We start from the raw sequence: 421 nt of genomic DNA, 5'->3' as shown, positions 1-421 counted from the left end.
GCACCAGCCCGGCCACCCAGGCGTCCGGCGGCAGGCCGACCGCCATGGCCGGCAGCGGCATGGTCACCAGTTCGGCGACGAGGGCGGCCGCCCGCGCGCCGCCGCGATGGCCGCCCATGCCGTCGGCGACGGCGAGGCAAGCCGCCGTGTCCATGACGCGGGTCGCGAGCAGGGTGCGAGGAGCGTCGCCCTGAACGGCCCAGCCGTCCCAGCCGGCGGCGTCCTCGTTGTGGTCACGCACTTCACCCCGGTGGGACGCGAGGGCGACGCTCAAAAGGAGCGCGGCCACCTCAGGCCACCCTGCGCACGGTGATCGGGAGGTCGGCGGCCAGCCTCAGCGCGCTGCCCTCGCCCAGCAGGGTCGGCGCGTCATCGACGAGTCGCACCCCGTCGACGAAGGTGTGATTGCTGGAGCCCAGGT

1 pseudogene is annotated in these 421 nt (G+C 74.8%); it reads right to left on the bottom strand.

The window, feature by feature from the left end:
- A pseudogene (locus I6F37_RS41610) lies at window positions 1-289 on the bottom strand (hypothetical protein); the annotation flags it as partial.
- Between the last annotated feature and the right edge of the window lie 132 nt (window positions 290-421).

Origin of the sequence: Bradyrhizobium sp. NBAIM08 (assembly GCF_020193935.1) — a bacterium.
GTDB lineage: Bacteria > Pseudomonadota > Alphaproteobacteria > Rhizobiales > Xanthobacteraceae > Bradyrhizobium > Bradyrhizobium yuanmingense.
This window is presented reverse-complemented; position numbering and strand designations above follow the sequence as displayed.